Genomic DNA, 18,288 nt, shown 5'->3' on the forward strand with positions numbered 1-18,288 from the left:
CCGTGACAGCACGCATTCCGCCCATCCAATGCCTGCTGACCTTCGAGGCGCTGGCGCGCCTGCGCTCGGTCACGCTCGCCGCCGAGGAGCTGTGCGTCACGCCCAGCGCGGTCAGCCACCGCGTGCGCCAGCTCGAGCAGATCATCGGCGCCAAGCTCTTCGGCCGCGCCGACTTCTCGCTCACCACGGACGGCAGCGAGTACCTTGCGCACGTGCGAGAGGGCCTCGCGAGCCTGGAACGCTTCCCCGGCCGCGAGGGCGCGCAGGGCAAGCGCAAGCTGCGCGTCGCGGTGACACCCACCTTCTCGCGCTCCATCCTCATGCCCCGCCTGCGCGGGTTCATCGAGGCGTACCCGGAGATCGACCTCACGCTGCAGGTCTCCATCCCGCTACTCGACGTCGTCGCGGAAGACGCCGACCTGATGATCCGCTTCGGCACCGGGCGCTACGCCGACGTCGAGCACACCTGCCTCATGACGGACGACGTGACGCCCCTGGCCGCCCCCGCGTACATCCGCGCCAACGGTCCGTTCGACACGATCGGGGAGCTGCTGGCCGCGAAGCTGATCAAGAGCCCGCTGGAGCCCTGGCGCACCTGGTTCCTCGCGCACGGCGTGGACGCGGGCGAGCCGGGTGAAGGATCCTCGTTCAACGACATCGGCCTCATGTGCGACGCGGCGGCGCAGGGCCTGGGCATCGCGCTGGTGCGGCTCAAGCTGGGCCAGCCCTGGCTGGACAACGGCTCGCTCGAACGCCTGTCCGGGCGCAACGTGCCGAGCCCGCATGCGCACTACCTGTGCTGGCGCACGGGCGCGATGGACCGATGGGAATGCGCGGCGTTCACCGACTGGCTCAAGAAGAGCGTGGCCTGAGATGCGCATCCCGGCCGCCTGGCGCGCCCTCCTCCTTCTCGTCCTGGCGTGCCTGCCGGCATCCGGCGCGTGGTGCGCCGTGGCGGAAGGCGACATCACCCTGCAGGGCCGCTACTGGATCGATGCGTCCGGGCACCAGGGCATCCAGGACGTCGCGGGGGGCGCCGCGAGCTTGCGGCCGATGGACCGCCACCAGGCCTTCGCGCTCGGGAGCAGCGCCCTGTGGATGCGCTTCGAGCTGCCCCCGCGCGATCCCGGCGCCGAAGCGTCGGGCGGATGGCGCCTGCTGCTTTCCGGGGCGCCCTTCATCAACGAAGCGAGCCTGTACACCCCGGGCCCCGAGGGCGAGTGGCAGGTGCAACGCGCCGGCGACCACATCCCGGTCGCGCAATGGCCGGTGCCCAACACGTCCCCCCTCTTCACCCTGCCCCCGGCCGCGACCACGTTCTGGCTTCGCCTGGCCAACAGCCCGGCGCCGACCAGCCCCTATGTGCAGCTGCTCACGGCAGGCACCGTGGAGCTGCACCGCCGATGGACCTTCCTGCTGGTCGGCGGTTACCTCGGCTTCGGCCTGCTCGTGTTCGCGGTGGGCCTGATCCACGCCGCGCTCTATCGCGACCGCGTGTTCCATGTGTACTGCCTGTATGTCGCCTTCATGCTGCTGTTCCAGCTGGCGTTCACGGGCGCCGGGGGGCTCTTCCTTTGGCCGCACTCGGCCGCGTTCAACGACGCGTTGCCCGGCCCGTCCATGCTGCTGATGACGGCCTCGGGCATCTGGTTCATCCGCGAAGCCACCGCACTGCCGCGCCACAGCCGGCGGGTGGATCGCGCGGTGCGGGGCTTCTCGCTCTTCGGTGCGCTCTTCGCGGGTGTGTACCTCGCCGCCAACAACGCATGGGCCTTCACCGTGCTCAATGTGTACGGATTGCTCTCCGTGGTGCTCAGCATCGCCTTGTGCCTCTGGACCTGGCGCAAGGGCGAGACCTACTCCGGCTGGCTCTTCCTGGGGTTCCTGCCGGTGCACCTCGGCTATCCGTTTCCCGCCCTGCGCGCCGCGGGCGTCCTGCCCGACAGCTGGGCCACGCAGTACGCGGTGCTGATCGGCTCCGCGATCGAGATTCCGGTGCTGCTCTACATCCTGCACTGGCGCGCCAAGGACTTCACCGAGAGCCGCGCGCGGCTGCGCGCGCTCGACAGCACCGACCCGCTCACCGGCCTCACCGGCACGCCCATGTTCCGGCTGCGCGTGCGCGATGCGCTGCGGCGTGCCCAGCGCACGGGGCAGCGCTGCTCGGTGCTGCTGGTGGAGCTGTGCAACCACGCGGAGATCGTCGCGCGCGAAGGCCGCGAGGCGGGGGACCGCGCGCTCGTCGTCGCGGGGTCGCGCCTGTCGCAGATCGTGCGCGACGTGGACACCGTCTCGCGCATCGCGAACACGCGCTTCGGCATCCTCACCGAGGGCTCGCAGTCGCTCGATGCGCGGCGCGCGCTCGCCCAGCACGTGGTGGCGCGGGGGCTGGAACGGGTGTCGCAGTTGCCGCCCGACTTGCCCCTGCGGTTCCGGGTGGTGACGGCGACGGCCCCGGACGGCGCCATCGAGCTGACCCCGCAGGGCGAATCCGACGAGCAGCGCCTGATGCAGCGCATGAACTGGACGCTGGACCGCCTGGTGGAAGACCCGAAACGCGTCGTCAACCATATGGAAGCGCGGGCCGACGCGACCGGCCTGCCGCCCTCGGTGCCGGCCTGAGATTTCAGGGCAGGCCGCAAAAATCTTCATGACGCCGCGCCGCGGCCCGCCTACAGTGGAGCCCATGAAGATCACCTCCCTGCAGGTTCGCGCCGTCCAGGTGCCCATGCCCGAGCCGCATCGCACGGCGTCGGGCACCATCGCGGCCTCGCCGCTGGTGCTCCTCACGCTGCACACCGATGGCGGCGTCGCCGGCCACGCGATCGTGTTCACCTACACCCCGGCCGCGCTCGGGCCGGTCGCCTCGCTGTTGAAGAACATGGAGCCGCTGGTGGTGGACCAGGTGCTCGCGCCGATTGCGCTGTACGAACACCTGCAGGCGCGGTTTCGTCTGCTCGGCACGCAGGGGCTGGTGGGCATGGCGCTCGCCGGCATCGACATGGCCTGCTGGGACGCGCTGGCACGTGCGCGCGCCGAACCCCTGCACGCGATGCTGGGCGGCGGCAACCGCCCGATCCAGGCCTACGGCGGCATCGGCTTCGACGGCGAGAAGGATTCCGCGCTCGCCGCGGAGCGCTGGGTGCGCCAGGGGTTTCGCGGCATCAAGGCAAAGATCGGCTACCCGACGCTCGCGCAGGACATCGCGGTGATCCGCGCGATGCGCAGCGCAGCGGGCCCGGACGTGGAAATCATGGTCGACTACAACCAGAGCCTCACCCCCGCCGAAGCGCAGATCCGCCTGCGCGCGCTCGACTCGGAGGCCCTGGCCTGGGTCGAGGAGCCGGTACTGGCGCACGATTACGCCGCCTTCGTCCAGCTCGCGGCGGGCGCCTCCACGCCCTTGCAGGCGGGCGAGAACTGGTGGGGACCGCTGGATTTCCGCCATGCGCTGAATGCCGGCGTGCGCGACCACGTGATGCCCGATGCGATGAAGTGCGGCGGCGTCACGGGCTGGATGCGCGTGGCGGCGATGGCGCAGGCCTACGGAGTCCCGGTCTCCAGCCACCTGTGGCCCGAGGTGAGCGCGCAACTGCTGGCGGTCACACCCACCGCCCACCGCCTCGAATACACCGACTGGTGGAACCCGATCCTGCAGTCGCCGCTCCAGCTGCGCGAGGGCATGGCGATCGTGGACGGCGTCATCGGCACCGGCGTGCAGTTCGACGAGCAGGCCGTCGCGAGGTTCGCCGCATGAACGCCCCCGCCGATCCCGCGCCGCTCCAGCGCGCCGAGCGGCAGGCCGCAGTCGTGGGCGCCCTGTCGCAGGTGCTGCCTGCCGCCGCGCTGCTGTGGCAGGCCGAGGAGACGACGCCCTACGAATGCGACGGCCTCACCGCCTACCGGCAGCGTCCCCTCGTCGTGGCGCTGCCCGAGACCGAGGCGCAGGTGCAGGCGGTGCTGCGCGCCTGCCATGCGCTCGACGTGCCGGTGGTGGCGCGCGGCGCGGGCACGGGCCTGTCCGGCGGCGCGATGCCGCATGCGCTCGGCGTCACGCTGTCGCTGGCGAAGTTCAATCGCATCCTGAAGGTCGATCCGGTGTCGCGCACGGCGGTCGTGCAATGCGGCGTGCGCAACCTCGCCATCAGCGAAGCCGCGGCGCCTTACGGCCTGTACTACGCACCCGATCCGTCGAGCCAGATCGCCTGCACCATCGGCGGCAACGTGGCCGAGAACTCCGGCGGCGTGCACTGCCTCAAGTACGGCATGACACTGCACAACGTCGTGAAGGTGCGCGGCTTCACGGTGGAAGGCGAGCCGGTGGTGTTCGGGGGCGACGCGCTCGACGCCCCCGGCCTCGACCTGCTCGCCGTCGTCATCGGCAGCGAAGGCATGCTCGCCGTCACCACCGAAGTGACGGTCAAGCTCGTGCCCCGGCCGCAACTGGCGCGCTGCATCATGGCGAGCTTCTCGGATGTGCGGCACGCAGGCCAGGCGGTGGCCGCGGTGATCGCGGCAGGCATCATCCCGGCCGGGCTCGAGATGATGGACAAGCCGATGACGGCCGCCGTGGAGGACTTCGTGCATGCCGGCTACGACCTCGAGGCGGCCGCCATCCTGCTGTGCGAGAGCGACGGCACGACCGGGGAAGTCGAGGAGGAAATCGGCCGCATGAGCGAGGTGCTGCGAAGCGCCGGCGCGACGGCCATCGCGGTGAGCCGCAGCGAAGCCGAGCGCCTGCGTTTCTGGAGCGGCCGCAAGAACGCCTTCCCCGCCTCCGGCCGCATCAGCCCCGACTACATGTGCATGGACTCCACGATCCCGCGCAAGCGGCTCGCGGACATCCTGCTCGCCATCCAGGAGATGGAGGGGAAATACCGGCTGCGCTGTGCCAACGTGTTCCACGCGGGCGACGGCAACCTGCACCCGCTGATCCTCTTCGACGCCAACGACCCCGACCAGCTGCACCGCGCGGAACTGTTCGGCGCGGACATCCTGGAAACCAGCGTCGCCATGGGCGGCACGGTGACGGGCGAGCACGGCGTCGGTGTGGAGAAACTCAATTCGATGTGCGTCCAGTTCAGCGGCGAGGAGAACACGCAGATGCTCGCGCTGAAGCGGGCCTTCGACGCGAAGGGCCTGCTCAATCCGGGCAAGGTGATCCCGACCCTGAACCGCTGCGCGGAGTACGGGAAGATGCTGGTGCGCGGCGGCCGGATCGCGCACCCGGACCTGCCGCGATTCTGAGGACGCGGGCCGCCGGCGCGATGCGCATCTTCGTCAGCATCGCGTCGTACTGCGATCCGCTCCTGGGCTTCACCCTCGCACGCGCGCTGGACACCGCGCGGCGCCCGGAGGCGCTGCACTTCGGCGTGGTGGACCAGAGCCCCGCAGGGAGCGCGTCCCTCCCGGCCGATGCCGTGCGCCCCGCACGCCTGAGCCGTGTGCACATCGACGCCGTCCATGCACGCGGCCCCTGCTGGGCGCGGGCGATCGCGGTGTCGCTGTACGACGGCGAGGAGTGGTTCCTCCAGCTCGATTCGCACATGGACTTCGAGCCGCATTGGGACGAGCGCCTGGTCGCGCAGGCGCAGGACCTGCTGCCCGGACGCGCCGGCGTCGTGATTTCGTCCTATCCCCATGCGTTCGTGTTCGAGGACGGCCGGCCCGTGCATCGCCCGACGACGGACAAGGTCCTCGCGCATGTGGTGAAGCCGGGGACGCACTTCGAGGCGGGGCACCCGGTCCTCGGCTTCGAAGCGCAGCCGCTGGAGCTCGACCGCCCGGTGCCCGGCTATCACCTGGGCGCGGGCTGCCTGTTCGCGCCGGGCCGCTTCGTGCAGGCATTCCCGTACGACCCCTGGCTCTACTTCCACGGGGAGGAGCAGGCCCTTGCCGCCCGCCTCTACACCCACGGCTGGGACATCTTCCACATGCCCGCGCTGCCGCTCTATCACCTGTACAACGCGCCGGGCAACGGCGCGCCCGCGCGGCCCATGCACTGGGACGCGGCCCCCGGCGGCGACCGCGCGCAGGCATGGTGGCCGCTGGAGCGACGTTCGCGCGCGCGGCTGCAGGCGCTGGTGGAGGGCGAATCGCTCGGGGTGTACGGCCTGGGCGCCGTCCGCTCGATGGCCGACTACGCGGCGTTCAGCGGCATCGACTACGCCGCGCGCACGCTGGAGGCGCGCGTTTACCGCCCGCAGGCGTTCGCGTCCTAGGCGGCCGCGTTCCCGCGCATCAATTCGAGCGCGAGGCACAGGTCCGCCCATGCGCGGGCCTTGTCGGGGAGGTTGCGCAGCAGGTAGGCGGGGTGGTAGGTCACCACCAGGGGAATTCCCATGTACTCGTGGCGGCGTCCGCGCAGCTTGCCGATCGGCTCGTCGCTGCCCAAAAGCGCCTGCACGGCGAAGCGGCCCATCGCGAGGATGATCCGGGGCTGCAGCAGCTGGACCTGGCGGCGCAGGTACGGTTCGCATTGCGCGACCTCCTGCGGGTCCGGGTTGCGGTTGCCGGGCGGGCGGCACTTGAGCACGTTGGCGATATAGACCTTGTTGCCGCGATCCAGGCCCAGCGACCTGAGCATGTTGTCCAGCAGCTTGCCCGCCTGGCCGACGAAGGGTTCGCCCTGCAGGTCCTCATTCTCGCCTGGCGCCTCGCCGACGATGAGCCAGTCCGCCTGTCGGTCGCCCACACCGAAGACCGTGTTGCGGCGGCTCGCGCAGAGCCCGCAAGCCTCGCACCCGGCGACGGCCTGTTCCAGCTCGTCCCAGGACATCGCTTCGATGGCGGCAGCCCGGGCGGGGTCCTGCGGGACCGGCACGCGCCGCGCCGCGGGGGATTCCGATGGCGCGGGTTGCGGGCGAGCCTCGGGCGCGGGCGGGATCGGCGCCAGCGACACGGCCGATGCGGCCGGCGCCACGGCCGGCGGTGCCGATGGCGCCTCGAACAGGCGCACGCCCATCTCGGCCAGCATCGCTCGGCGGCGGTCGTCCAGCACGAGGCTCATAGCTTCAGGCTCATCACGACGGCGTCCTCGCGCTGGCCCGACGTACCGGGGTAGTAGCCCTTGCGCTCGCCCACGCGCCGGTAGCCGTGGCGCTCGTAGATGTGCTGCGCGCGCAGGTTGCCCGCGCGCACTTCCAGCCACAGCCATTGCGCGCCCTGCGCGCGCGACCAGATCGCCAGCGCATCGAGCATGAGGCGGCCCCAACCCTGCCCCTGGTGCTCGGGGGCGACGGTGATGTTGAGCAGGTGGACTTCATCGACCCCCTTCATTGCGACGAAATACCCGAGCACGACGTCCTGCGCGCCCAGGAGCTGCGCCTGGTAGCCCGAGCGCAGCGAATCGGAAAAGTTGCCGCGCGTCCAGGGATGCGCATAGGCCGCGCGCTCGATGGCGACCACCTCGTCGAGGCGGGACTCGGTGAGCGGCAGGAACGCGGCCTCGGCGGATTTGAATACGGCGCTCATGGGGTGGGTGATGCGAGGGCGCGCGCCGCGGCACGCTCCTGAGTGGTCTGGGCGACTTTATCCCGGATGTAGAGGGGCATGGCGCGATCCGCCGGCACCGCCAGGCCCGCAGCCAGCGCGGCAGGCGCGATGCGCAAGAGCGCACGTGCCGTCGGCAGCGCGTCCACGCGCGGCAAGCCGGGAAGCCGCGTTGCATACGCATGGAACGCATTGCCGGCCAGGGTCCACCCTTGCGTCGCCGGGATGTCCTCGGGGGCGGTGAGGCGGTAGTCGCCCTCGAGCCCCCAGCCCGCTTCCCCATGGATGTACGCAGCCCAGTAGACCTGGTCCATCCGCGCATCCAGTGCCGCGATCACGCGGGTGGCGCCGGTGAGGGCCCGCGCTTCCTCGGCCACGGCCATGAGGGTGTCCAGCGGCAGCACCGGCACATCGGCGCCGAACGCGAGTCCTTGCGCCACGGCGCAGGCGGTGCGCAGGCCCGTGAACGACCCCGGCCCGCGCCCGAAAGAGATGGCGTCGAGCTGCGCGAGGCCCAGCCCGGCCCGTGCCAGCAAGGCCATGACCGCGGGAATGAGCGCGGCGGACGCCTGCGCGCCCCCCGGGGCGACATGCTCGATCGCGTCGCCGCCTGCGAACGCGCCCCCGCGCACGGCGATGGACATCGTGTCGGTGCTGGTGTCGAAGGCAAGCAGGTTCAAGGGGAGTCTCGTGCGCGGCCTGCCATTATCGAGGGGCCGGATAATGCCCGCATGTTTTTGCAACGAATCCTTGCCGGCGCGGGGCTGGTCGCGGCCGCCGCGCCGGCACTGGCCCAGGGACTGCCGCCGGATGTGGAAGCCGCGTTGGCACGTGCGAAGTTTCCGCGCGACGCGATCGCCGTCGTGGTGGCGGACGCGGACGGCAGATCGCCGCCGCGCCTGGCCCACCGCGCCACGGCCCAGGTCAACCCTGCGTCCATCGCCAAGCTCGCGACGACGGTGGCCGCGCTGGACCTGCTCGGCCCGGCCTTCACCTGGACGACGCCGGTGTACGTCGACGGGCCGGTGCAGAACGGCACGCTGCAAGGCAACCTCTACATCAAGGGACAGGGCGACCCGAAACTCGTGGTCGAGCGGCTGTGGCTGCTGATGCGCCGCATCCAGGGCCTGGGCATCCGCACGATCGCGGGCGACATCGTGCTCGACCGCAGCGCCTTCGAGACCGTGCCGCAGGATCCGGGCGCATTCGACGGGGAGCCGCTCAAACCCTACAACGCGGCACCGGACGCCTTGCTGCTCAACTACAAGTCGGTCGTCATGACCTTCGTCGCGCAAGGCGCGCAGGCGCAGGTGCAAGCGGAGCCGCCGCTGGCGGGCGTGCAGGTCCCCGCGAGCGTGCCGCTGGCGGCCGGCGACTGCGGCGACTGGCGCGCCGCGCTCAAGCCGGATTTCAGCGATGCGTCCCGCGTGCGTTTCGCCGGCGCCTACCCGGCGTCGTGCGGCGAGCGCTCCTGGCCGATCGCCTACTGGAACGCCGAGTCGTATTCGGCGCGCGCGGTGGCCGGCATGTGGAAGGAGGTCGGCGGCACGCTCTCGGGACAGGTGCGCGACGGCCGCGTGCCGGCGGCGCTCGCGCCCGCCTTCGCGGTGCAATCGCCTGCGCTCGCGGAAGCGATCCGCGACATGAACAAGTTCAGCAACAACGTGATGGCGCAGCAGCTCTTCCTCACGCTCAGCCTGCAGCAAAGAGGCACCGGCTCGCTCGAAGGCTCGCGCGAGATCATGCGCCGGTGGTGGCGCGACCGCGTGGGCGGCGAGCCGCCGGTGATGATGAACGGCTCGGGCCTCTCGCGCGAGGAGCGCATCACCGCGCAGGACGTCGCGCGCCTGCTTCAACTCGCGTGGGCCTCCCCGTCCATGCCCGAGGTGCTCGCCTCCCTGCCGGTCGCGGGGGTGGACGGCACGTTGCGGCGCGCGCGCGGCAAGGGCACGGGCCTCGCGCACCTGAAGACCGGCAGCCTGCGCGATGTCGCGGGCGTCGCCGGGATCGTGCACGCGGCCAGCGGCAAGCGCTATGTGCTCGTCGCGATCGCCAACCACCCGCAGGCTTTCCTCGCGCGGCCGGCGATCGAAGCGCTGGTCGAGTGGGCGGCGAGGGACCAGTGACGGCGATGGCGCTGCACGAACTCATCGGCTACCTTGCCGCCTTCCTCACCACCTGCAGCTTCGTGCCGCAGGCCTGGCACACGTTTCGCACGCGCGACGTGCGCGGCATCTCGCTGGGCATGTACAGCGTGTTCGCCTGCGGGGTGGCGATGTGGCTCGCGTACGGCTTGATGCTGTCCGCCTGGCCGATCGTGATCGCCAATGCGATCACGCTGGGATTGGCGCTGGCCATCCTCGCGATGAAGATCCGCTTCGGCTGACCCGCCGCTGAGCGCGCGGCTCCCTTCATCGGTGATAACCCCCTCGCGGAGAGGGCGGGCACGCGTCTACCATCGACGGACCAAAAAACGAACGACCGTTCTATTTCCTCAAGGAGACTTCGATGAGATTGATGAAAACCAGGCTCGCCGCCATTGCAGCAGCCATTGCCCTCGTATCGTGCGGCGGCGGCGACGGAGGCATCGAGGTCTCCTCGACCGTGTCGTTCGGCGACAGCCTGAGCGACGTCGGCACCGAGAAGGTCGGCACGATCGCCGCGCTGGGCGGCGGCAAGTGGACCGTCAACAGCGCGACAGCGCACAACTGGACCGAGATCGTCGCCGCGAGCGTGCACACCACGTCGTGCGCAGCGCAGACAGGCTTGCTGCCGAACATTCCGGGCCTCGTCGGCGCGCCCGTCACCAACCACCCCGAGTGCACGAATTACGCGCAAGGCAGCTCGCGCGTGAGCAACCCGTACGGACCGAACGCGGCAGTGTTCCAGGGCGCGCCGTTCAACGCGGTCAACCTGGGCCTCACGGCGCTGCCCGTCTCCGCGCAGATGAGCTTGCACCTGTCGCGGGTCGGCTCCTATTCGGGACGCGAACTCGTGACGGTGATGGCGGGCGGCAACGACGCGTTCCTGAACCTGAACGCGGTGGCTTCCGCCGCGGGCGGGGGCGCGACCGCCGTCGGCGCGGCCGTCGCGGCCGGCTGGCCGGCTGCGACGCAGAACGCAGTCGCCGCCGGCGGCGCCGCGGCGGTGAACGCGGCAGCCACGCAGGCCGTCACGAGCATGGGCGCGACCGGCGCCGAGCTCGCGGGCCTCGTCAAGAGCCAGGTCCTGGCCAAGGGTGCGCGCTACGTGATGGTCGTGAACCTGCCCGACATTGCCCAGTCGCCGAGCGGCATGGCGGCCGATGCGAGCACGCGCAGCCTCATCACCACCATGGTCAGCGCGTTCAATCAGCAATTGCAGGCAGGCCTCGCCGGCACGCCGGTGCTTTACATCGACGCGTTCACGCAGGGCCATAACCAGTACGCGAATCCCTCCGCCTACGGCATCACCAACATCACCACGCCCGCCTGCAGCACGACGTCGCCGGCGAATCCGCTCGCCGGATCGTCGATCACCTGCACCGCGGCCAGCACCGTGGCGGCGGACGTGAGCGGCTATTACTTCGCCGACACCGTGCACCCGACGCCGCTGGGCTACACGCTGCTTGCCCAGTACGTGATGGCGCAGATGCACCTGGCCGGCTGGATCTGAGGGCGCGTTGCGCAACCCCGCGAAAAAAGGCGCCCGGAGGCGCCTTTTTTTTTGTTCGTCGCACCGGCTCACCAGCGCGACCGGATCCGCTGGTAGGCGTAGTCACCGAAATAGCGCTGCACGAACGGCGTGGGGTAGACAGGGTCGGCCCACATGTAGAGGTTGTAGTTGATTCCCGCCACGATCGTTGCGGGGGTGCAGAGCGCGGCGTTGACCTTGCCCGCGCCGATGCCGATGCCCGGGCCGGGATCGACCGACGTGCACGCCACGTCCGTGGAATTGTTCAAGCCGAAAATGCCCGGGTTGCTGGACATCAGGTTGAACTGGAAGGCGGCGTCCACGTACAGCACGGACGCGCCGAGGTCCACGATGGAGGTCAGCAGCTCGGTGTTGAACTTCGTGCTCAGGTCCGTGAGCAGCGCGCCCTGCCCCGTCGTGATGCCCCAGGGCGTGCGGGAGAGGTCGATCGTGCCCACCACGACCACGTGCGAGGCGCCGGCCTGCACCAGGCGGCGCGTCTGGGCTGCAAGGTCACGGCCCGCCTGCTGGACATTGGCGAGCGTCTGGGCGCTCGTCTGCGTCCCCGCGTTGAGTTTGCCCACCTCGGCAATGATGTCCGTGATGCCGCCTTCGATGAACACCAGGTCCGTCGCCGTGGGCGTGGTGCCGGCCAGGAAGGTGTCGATCTGCTTGGCCACCGTCGGCGTCGCCGCATTGCCGGCGGCATCCGGCGTGGCGACGATGCGCGCGTTGCGCGTCGCATAGTCGGTGCCGCCCGCGGTCACGACCGGCCCCATCAGGTACGTGAAGGAGGCCGCGGCCTCCTGCGTCCAGATGTTGATGGTGTTGTCGTTGACGGTCTGGCGGTTGCCGACCTGGCCCAGGTCGCTGAAGCCGGTGCCGAAGGCAAACACGCGGGTGGGCTCCAGCTGGGACTCGATCGTCCCCGACCCGCAGCCGGCCAGAAACAACGCGGCGGCCGGCGCCAGCGCCAGCAAGGCGCGGCGCATCCATTGACGTGACATGAAATTCTCCAATTGAAGGTTGGGGGTAGTTTAGCGAGCGCCCGCGCTCAGCCCGCGGCGGCCCGGGAAAGCCTGTCGAGCACGCCTTCCCAGCCCGGCTCGGCCGGCGGTGTCTCGACCCAGATGAGGCGCACGCCCTGCGCGTCGAAATCGCGCAGGACCGCAAAGAGCTGGCGCGCGGTTTCCGCCGCGTCGTCCGGCATGCGCCGCTGCAGCACGCGGGGGGATCGCGTGCGCATGAGGGCGCGCGAGTAGATCGCGAGGCCCGCCGCGTCGTCGCCCAGGACATCCAGGGCGGTCTGCAGCGCCTTCGCATCCATCAGGCGCACGCGCGCGTCGGGCGCGTAATGCGACTCGAGCGTGCCCGAGGCTCGCGGCGCGTCCTGCGTCACTTCCCCCGGCGAGCGCAGCGGCTGCCCGCACGCCGCCTCGATCTGCCCGCGTGTCAGAACCCCGGGGCGCAGCAGCACCGGCACGCCGCGCGTGCAGTCGACGATGGTGGATTCGATGCCGACGTCGCAGGGGCCGCCGTCGAGTACGAGCAGCTCGTCGCCGAATTCGCCGCGCACGTGTTGCGCCGTCGTGGGGCTCACGCGCCCGAAGCGGTTGGCACTCGGACCCGCGAGCCCGTGCACCGCGGGCGTGGTGCCGGCGCATGCCACCAGCAGGGCATGCGCGACCGGATGCGCCGGGCAGCGCACGCCGATGGAGGCCTGCCCGCCCGCCGCGGCCGTGGCGACGCCTTCGCGCCGCGGCAGGATGAGCGTGAGCGGGCCGGGCCAGAACGCCCGCATCAAGGCACGGGCGAAGTCCGGTGCGCTCGCGGCGAAGCGATCCACCGCCGCCGCATCCGGGACGTGCACGATCAGGGGATGGTCCGCGGGCCGTCCCTTCGCGCGGAAGATCTCACCGACCGCCGCGTCGCTCGCCGCGTCCGCGCCCAGTCCGTAGACCGTCTCGGTCGGAAACGCCACGAGCCCGCCGGCCGCCAGCGTGCGCGCGGCCCGCTCGATCGCGGCGGGGTCGTTACCTTGCAGGATCATGTGCGCGCCCGCTAGAACGCTTCGATGCCCAGCAGCGACGCCGCCTCCAGGGCGGTCTTGCGCACGGCTCGCACAGACGGGCCGGTGAGGTTGACGTGCCCCATCTTGCGGCCGGGGCGCGCGCTCTGCTTGCCGTAGAGGTGAAGGTGCACGCCCGGCAGCGCCAGCAGCCGGTCCCAGGGCGGCGCCACTTCCGCGTCGCCCTGCGCGAACCACAAATCGCCCAGGAGATTCAGCATCACGGCCGGGCTGTGCTGGCGCGGCTGCACGAGCGGCAGCCCGGCCAGCGTGCGCACCTGCAATTCGAACTGCGACACGTCGCATGCGTCCATGCTGTAGTGCCCGCTGTTGTGCGGGCGCGGCGCCATCTCGTTGACGACGAGCGAGCCGTCGGCCAGCAAGAAGAACTCGACGCAGAGCACGCCGACATAGTCCAGCCCCTGCGCGATCGCGCGCGTCGATTCCACCGCGAGCGCCCCGCGCGATGCGGGCAGGTTGTCGGGATGCACCTCGGTCACGGCGAGGATGCCGCCGCGATGCAGGTTGAGCTGCGGCGGCAGGTTCACCATCGCGCCGTCGCGCCCGCGCGCGACGATGACGGAGCATTCCGCCGCGAGCGGCATCAGTTTTTCGAGCACGCAGGCCACGCCGTTCAGCCCCTGCCACGCCGCGGCGAGTTCCTCGCGGTTCTGCACGCGCACCTGCCCCTTGCCGTCATAGCCCAGGCGCGCGGTCTTCAGCACGCCCGGCAGCAGGCTCGCGTCGACGGCCCGCAGCTGCTCCTGCGTTTCGATGGCCGCGTGCGGCGCGCACGGAACCCCGCATCTCACGAAGTGGGCCTTCTCCAGCAACCGGTCCTGCGCGATCGCGACCGCGGCCGCGCCGGGAGAGACCGGGCGCAGCTCGCCGAGCCGCGCGAGTGCGGGCGCGGGCACGTTCTCGAATTCGGTGGTGATGGCGGCGCTGCACTGCGCGAGCTCGGCCAGGCCGCGGTCGTCCAGGTAGTCGGCATGCACATGCCGGTGGCTGACCAGGCCGGCGGGGCTGGCGGCATCCGGGTCGAGCACGGCGGTGAAGTAGCCCATCCGCTGCGCCGCATGCACGAACATGCGGCCGAGCTGGCCGCCCCCCATCACGCCGAGGGTGGCGCCGGGCAGGATCGCGTCTTCGCTCATGGCTGGGGCGGCAGGGTCATGCCGGCGGCCGCCTGCGTCTGGCGGGCGCGATAGTCCTCCAGGCGCTTGCGCAGCCCGGCGTCGCCATGGGCCAGCATCGCGACCGCGAACAGGGCGGCGTTGGCCGCGCCCGCGACGCCGATCGCGAAGGTGGCGACGGGAATGCCCTTGGGCATCTGCACGATGCTGTGCAGCGAATCCACGCCCTGCAGGTGCTTGCTCGCGACCGGGACGCCCAGGACCGGCACGGTCGTCTTGGCGGCCAGCATGCCCGGCAGGTGGGCGGCGCCGCCCGCGCCTGCGATGATGGCGGCGAGCCCGCGGCCGGCGGCCTGCTCGGCATAGGCGAACATCTCGTCGGGCATGCGGTGGGCCGAAACGACCCGCGCCTCATGGGCGATGTCGAATTCCTGGAGAATTGCCACTGCGTGCTGCATCGTGTCCCAGTCGCTTGCGGACCCCATCACCACGCCAACCTGTATCGAGCTCAATTGCGTGCTCCCAAAGATTGAATTTTACGGTTCCAACCCGACCTGACCCGCCATGATCGACGTCACCATCGAAAACTTTGAATCCGAGGTCATCGAAGCCTCCATGACCCAGCCCGTGCTGGTCGACTTCTGGGCGCCCTGGTGCGGCCCGTGCAAGGTGATCGGCCCGATCCTCGAGAAGCTCGAGAAGGACTACGCCGGCGGCTTCAAGCTGGTCAAGATCGATTCGGACCAGGAGCAGCAGATCGCCGGCGCTTTCGGCGTGCGCAGCATCCCCACCGTCATCCTGCTGAAGGACGGCCAGCCCGTGGACGGATTCATGGGCGCGCTGCCCGAAGGCAAGGTCAAGGAGTTCCTGGACAAGCACGTGGAGCCGGGCGAAGCGCAGCCGGAAGAAGCCACCGTCGAGGAAGCCCCCCTGGATGACAGCCCCGAAGCCCGGCTCGAGCGCTTCCAGCATGCGGTGGCGACCGACCCTTCCAACGACGACGCGCGCTTCGAATACGTGCGTGCGCTGTTGCTGGCCGGGCGCACCGACGACGCGAAGGTGGCTTTCGCCCCGGTGATCGCGAAGACGTCCCTCGTGCGCCGCTTCGACTCCCTGCAGCGCGCGATGGACGCCCTGGACTTCGCGGCATCGACGCCTGACGCGAACAAGGCGCTCGCCGACGCGGATGCGCGCATCGCGGCGGGCAAGCGCGACTTCGACGCCCGCTTCGATCGCGCGCGCCTGCTGCTGGCTGCGCACCGCTGGACGGACGCGATGGACGAGCTGCTCGAAATCCTGATGCGCGACAAGGCGTGGAACGACGAGCTGGCCCGCAAGACCTACATCGCGATCCTCGATTTGATCGAGCCGCCCAAGCCCAAGGTGGCGGACGGGCAGATCCCGCCGGACGACCCGACGGTGGCGACCTACCGCCGCCGCCTGTCCAGCGTCGTCCTCAGTTGATCGGCCCGCCGCGGCCGAAGAGCCACCGGGTCAGCGCAAAGGCAAGCCCGAACACGGCCGCATAGGCAAATACCGCAGGGCTGAATTCCTTGCGCGATTCGCGCCAGGCCCGCACCCGCTCGACCAGCAGGCCGGCCGCCACGGGCGCCAGCAGCAGGTTCATCACCTGCAGCCATTCGACGCGAATTGCGAGGTGCGGCACCACCAGCAGCGTGCCGACGCCGGCGGCAATCCCGGTGACGACGGACCATGAAGTTTCGTGGACGGGCGCCAATTCCCGGTCGCGTCCGCGAATCTTGTACCAGCCGGCCTTGAACGCGCCGCCGAACAACTCGGCGACCAGCTGCAAGAACAATTCCCCGCAAAATTCAAAGAGCAGTTCGAAGATGACTTCGAGCATCGCCTGCTGTTCGTCAGGCGGTCAGGCGCTGCAATGCCTCGCGGTACTTCTGCGCGGTGTTGGCGATCACGTCCTGCGGCAGGCGCGGCGCGGGCGGCGTCTTGTCCCAGGGCTTGCCGTTGATGCGCACCTGCTCCAGCCAGTCGCGCACGAACTGCTTGTCGTAGCTCGGCGGGTTGGTGCCGGCCTTGAACGCGGCGTCGTAACCTTCGACGGGCCAGTAGCGCGAGGAGTCGGGCGTGAGCACTTCGTCCATCAGGATGAGTTGGCCCGCGTCGTCGAGGCCGAACTCGAACTTCGTGTCCGCGATGATCATGCCCTTGGCGAGCGCGATCGCCGCGGCTTCGCGGTAGATCGCGATGCTGATGTCGCGGATCTTCGATGCCAGCTCCGGGCCCACGAGCTTCACCACCTGGTCGAAGGAGATGTTTTCGTCGTGGTGCCCCGCTTCCGCCTTGGCGGCGGGCGTGAAGATCGGCTCGGTGAGCTTGCTCGCGTTCTTCAAACCCGGCGGCAGCGGCACGCCGCACACCGATTGCGACTGCTGGTATTCGACCCAGCCGCTGCCCGCGAGGTAGCCGCGCACCACCGCCTCCACCGGGATCGGCTTCAGGCGCTTCACCAGCATCGAGCGGCCCGTCACCTGCGGGATTTCCGCCGGCGACACCACGCTCTCGGGCGCATCGCCCGTCAGGTGGTTCGGGCACAGGTGCCCGAGCTTGCCGAACCAGAACAGCGCCATCTGCGTGAGCAGCTCACCCTTGCCGGGGATCGGCTCGCCCATGATGACGTCGAAGGCCGAGAGCCGGTCGCTGGCAACCATCAGGATACGGTCGGTCCCGACGGCATAGTTGTCGCGCACCTTGCCGCGCGCGAGCAGCGGCAGGGAGGTGAGGGCGGAAGTATGCAGCGCGGTGCTCAATGGACGACCTGCGCGAGTGCACCCTCGGCGTACTTCGCGGCGACCACCTGCAGGCTGTGCGCCTTGATCTTCGGCGCCTGGCCTTCGCAGCCGAATTCGATGTAGCGCTGCTTGCAGATCTTCTTGGCGGCTTCGCGCGCGGGCTTGAGCCACTCGCGCGCGTCGAACTTGTCCGGGTTCTCGGCGAGGAACTTGCGCACCGCCGCCGTCATCGCGAGGCGGATGTCGGTGTCGATGTTGATCTTGCGCACGCCGAACTTGATGGCTTCCTGGATCTCCTCCACCGGCACGCCATACGTTTCCTTGATCTTGCCCCCGTATTGGTTGATGACGGCCAGCAGGTCCTGCGGCACCGACGAGGAGCCGTGCATCACGAGGTGCGTGCTCGGGATGCGGCGGTGGATTTCGCGGATGCGCTCGATGGCGAGGATGTCGCCGGTGGGCTTGCGCGAGAACTTGTAGGCGCCGTGGCTGGTGCCGATGGCGATCGCCAGCGCATCGAGCTGCGTGCGCTTCACGAAATCGGCGGCCTGCTCGGGGTCGGTGAGGAGCTGCTCGCGCGTCATCGTGGAGTCCGTGCCGTGGCCGTCTTCCTTGTCGCCCTTCATGGTCTCGAGCGAGCCGAGGCAGCCGAGCTCGCCTTCGACCGTCACGCCCAGCGCATGGGACATCTCCACGACCTTGCGGGTCACGTCGACGTTGTAGTCGTAGCTCGCGATGGTCTTGCCGTCGGCTTCGAGCGACCCGTCCATCATCACCGAGGAGAAGCCGAGCTTGATCGCGCCGGCGCACACGTCGGGGCTCTGCCCGTGGTCCTGGTGCATGACGAGCGGGATTTCCGGGTAGGCCTCGATGGCGGCCTGGATGAGGTGCTTGATGAAGGGCTCGCCCGCGTACTTGCGTGCGCCGGCGCTGGCTTGCAGGATGACCGGCGCGCCGGCTTCCTTGGCCGCTTCCATCACGGCCTGGACCTGCTCGAGGTTGTTGACGTTGAAGGCGGGGATGCCATAGCCGTTTTCGGCGGCATGGTCCAGCAGTTCGCGCATGGAAACGAGTGGCATGGTGGTCGTCCGGTGGTGGGGTGAAACGCGTTGGGACACGGGCGCGGCGCGCCCGGAACGCATGGATTTTAGCC

At 70.0% G+C, this 18,288-nt stretch carries 19 protein-coding genes; 9 read left to right on the forward strand and 10 right to left on the reverse strand.

All coding sequences use genetic code 11. From position 1 onward, the window contains the following. Positions 1-2 precede the first annotated feature (2 nt). From I5803_RS12340 to I5803_RS12360, 5 genes are all read left to right on the forward strand, one after another. Complete coding sequence (locus I5803_RS12340; RefSeq protein WP_196986646.1) at positions 3-872, forward strand: LysR substrate-binding domain-containing protein; 870 nt, start codon at positions 3-5, stop codon at positions 870-872. A 1-nt stretch (position 873) separates the two neighbouring features. Continuing rightward, positions 874-2,622 carry a sensor domain-containing diguanylate cyclase gene (locus I5803_RS12345; RefSeq protein WP_196986647.1) on the forward strand — a complete coding sequence of 583 codons (1,749 nt, stop codon included), beginning with the start codon at positions 874-876 and terminating at the stop codon, positions 2,620-2,622. A gap of 64 nt (positions 2,623-2,686) precedes the next feature. Then, a complete protein-coding gene (locus tag I5803_RS12350) occupies positions 2,687-3,757 on the forward strand; it encodes an enolase C-terminal domain-like protein (RefSeq protein WP_231402400.1) in 1,071 nt (356 codons plus the stop codon). Then, positions 3,754-5,247 (forward strand): FAD-linked oxidase C-terminal domain-containing protein, encoded by a 1,494-nt coding sequence (locus I5803_RS12355; protein ID WP_196986648.1) that lies wholly within the window; start codon positions 3,754-3,756, stop codon positions 5,245-5,247. The genes I5803_RS12350 and I5803_RS12355 overlap by 4 nt, the downstream gene beginning before the upstream one ends. Positions 5,248-5,267: 20 nt before the next feature. Beyond that, positions 5,268-6,221, forward strand: a complete 954-nt coding sequence (locus tag I5803_RS12360; protein WP_196986649.1) for a GlcNAc-transferase family protein — start codon at positions 5,268-5,270, stop codon at positions 6,219-6,221. Here the strand turns inward: I5803_RS12360 and I5803_RS12365 are convergent. The 3 genes from I5803_RS12365 to tsaB are packed head-to-tail and all read right to left on the reverse strand — an operon-like array spanning position 6,218 to position 8,171. Beyond that, positions 6,218-7,009 (reverse strand): uracil-DNA glycosylase, encoded by a 792-nt coding sequence (locus I5803_RS12365; RefSeq protein ID WP_196986650.1) that lies wholly within the window; start codon positions 7,007-7,009, stop codon positions 6,218-6,220. The genes I5803_RS12360 and I5803_RS12365 overlap by 4 nt on opposite strands. Beyond that, positions 7,006-7,473 carry a ribosomal protein S18-alanine N-acetyltransferase gene (gene rimI / locus I5803_RS12370; RefSeq protein WP_196986651.1) on the reverse strand — a complete coding sequence of 156 codons (468 nt, stop codon included), beginning with the start codon at positions 7,471-7,473 and terminating at the stop codon, positions 7,006-7,008. The genes I5803_RS12365 and rimI overlap by 4 nt, the downstream gene beginning before the upstream one ends. Then, positions 7,470-8,171 (reverse strand): tRNA (adenosine(37)-N6)-threonylcarbamoyltransferase complex dimerization subunit type 1 TsaB, encoded by a 702-nt coding sequence (gene tsaB, locus I5803_RS12375; protein ID WP_196986652.1) that lies wholly within the window; start codon positions 8,169-8,171, stop codon positions 7,470-7,472. The genes rimI and tsaB overlap by 4 nt, the downstream gene beginning before the upstream one ends. Before the next feature lie 51 nt (positions 8,172-8,222). Here tsaB and dacB point away from each other — a divergent pair, with 51 nt between their 5' ends. The 3 genes from dacB to I5803_RS12390 all read left to right on the forward strand — a co-directional run bounded on the left by dacB (position 8,223) and on the right by I5803_RS12390 (position 11,145). Then, entirely contained in the window at positions 8,223-9,617 is a 1,395-nt protein-coding gene (gene dacB / locus I5803_RS12380; protein WP_196986653.1) for a D-alanyl-D-alanine carboxypeptidase/D-alanyl-D-alanine endopeptidase, read from the forward strand. A gap of 5 nt (positions 9,618-9,622) precedes the next feature. Beyond that, entirely contained in the window at positions 9,623-9,877 is a 255-nt protein-coding gene (locus tag I5803_RS12385) for a SemiSWEET transporter (RefSeq protein ID WP_196986654.1), read from the forward strand. 122 nt (positions 9,878-9,999) lie between these two features. Then, entirely contained in the window at positions 10,000-11,145 is a 1,146-nt protein-coding gene (locus tag I5803_RS12390) for an SGNH/GDSL hydrolase family protein (RefSeq protein ID WP_196986655.1), read from the forward strand. Between the two features lie 68 nt (positions 11,146-11,213). On the opposite strand, the gene I5803_RS12395 is transcribed toward I5803_RS12390, so the two are convergent. From I5803_RS12395 to purE, 4 genes are read right to left on the reverse strand one after another with little or no spacing between them, the layout of a single operon-like run. Beyond that, positions 11,214-12,170 (reverse strand): SGNH/GDSL hydrolase family protein, encoded by a 957-nt coding sequence (locus I5803_RS12395; protein WP_196986656.1) that lies wholly within the window; start codon positions 12,168-12,170, stop codon positions 11,214-11,216. A gap of 47 nt (positions 12,171-12,217) precedes the next feature. Further along, entirely contained in the window at positions 12,218-13,213 is a 996-nt protein-coding gene (locus I5803_RS12400) for an L-threonylcarbamoyladenylate synthase (protein WP_196986657.1), read from the reverse strand. Between the two features lie 11 nt (positions 13,214-13,224). Continuing rightward, positions 13,225-14,388 (reverse strand): 5-(carboxyamino)imidazole ribonucleotide synthase, encoded by a 1,164-nt coding sequence (locus tag I5803_RS12405; RefSeq protein ID WP_196986658.1) that lies wholly within the window; start codon positions 14,386-14,388, stop codon positions 13,225-13,227. Further along, entirely contained in the window at positions 14,385-14,879 is a 495-nt protein-coding gene (gene purE, locus I5803_RS12410) for a 5-(carboxyamino)imidazole ribonucleotide mutase (protein ID WP_196986659.1), read from the reverse strand. The genes I5803_RS12405 and purE overlap by 4 nt, the downstream gene beginning before the upstream one ends. Before the next feature lie 52 nt (positions 14,880-14,931). Between purE and trxA the strand changes: the two genes are divergently transcribed. Then, positions 14,932-15,831 carry a thioredoxin gene (gene trxA, locus I5803_RS12415; protein ID WP_196986660.1) on the forward strand — a complete coding sequence of 300 codons (900 nt, stop codon included), beginning with the start codon at positions 14,932-14,934 and terminating at the stop codon, positions 15,829-15,831. Here the strand turns inward: trxA and I5803_RS12420 are convergent. Genes I5803_RS12420 through fba form a run of 3 tightly spaced genes read right to left on the reverse strand, consistent with a single transcriptional unit; the run spans position 15,824 to position 18,214 of the window. Then, the gene (locus I5803_RS12420) at positions 15,824-16,231 is read right to left on the reverse strand and encodes a hypothetical protein (RefSeq protein ID WP_196986661.1); all 408 of its coding nucleotides are present in this window, start codon (positions 16,229-16,231) and stop codon (positions 15,824-15,826) included. The two genes, trxA and I5803_RS12420, sit on opposite strands and share 8 nt — an antisense overlap. Positions 16,232-16,244: 13 nt before the next feature. Continuing rightward, positions 16,245-17,153 (reverse strand): phosphoribosylaminoimidazolesuccinocarboxamide synthase, encoded by a 909-nt coding sequence (locus I5803_RS12425; protein ID WP_196986662.1) that lies wholly within the window; start codon positions 17,151-17,153, stop codon positions 16,245-16,247. Next, positions 17,150-18,214: a class II fructose-bisphosphate aldolase gene (gene fba, locus I5803_RS12430; RefSeq protein ID WP_196986663.1), complete on the reverse strand. Its 1,065-nt coding sequence runs from the start codon at positions 18,212-18,214 to the stop codon at positions 17,150-17,152. The genes I5803_RS12425 and fba overlap by 4 nt, the downstream gene beginning before the upstream one ends. Between the last annotated feature and the right edge of the window lie 74 nt (positions 18,215-18,288).

The organism is Caenimonas aquaedulcis (genome assembly GCF_015831345.1).
Taxonomy (GTDB): Bacteria; Pseudomonadota; Gammaproteobacteria; order Burkholderiales; family Burkholderiaceae_C; genus Ramlibacter; species Ramlibacter aquaedulcis.